The organism is Paenibacillus xylanexedens, from assembly GCF_007680605.1.
GTDB classification, from domain to species: Bacteria; Bacillota; Bacilli; order Paenibacillales; family Paenibacillaceae; genus Paenibacillus; species Paenibacillus xylanexedens_B.
The window spans coordinates 1-209 of sequence record NZ_VEIO01000112.1; the positions used below are offsets into that span (position 1 = coordinate 1).

The window sequence follows — 209 nt, forward strand, 5'->3', positions numbered from 1 at the left end:
GTATAGATCACATACGCCAGATCCCTTGCGCCGCTGATCGCTAATAAGTTAGCCGATTCACCCCTGTACAGCGATGCATCCGCCAGATTCAATACAGTGCCTGCGTAAGCTGACGGTACTTCCACATTCCCGCCGTATATAAGCAACAGATCCGCCCCGCTGTCCTCCAGCATGTACGTCATCCGATCCGGCGGGTACGCCGGGTCGAT

At 55.5% G+C, this 209-nt stretch carries 1 protein-coding gene; it reads right to left on the minus strand.

From position 1 onward, the window contains the following. The coding region (locus FS818_RS29060; RefSeq protein WP_186375624.1) for a hypothetical protein at positions 1 to 209 on the minus strand (209 nt) is incomplete at both ends.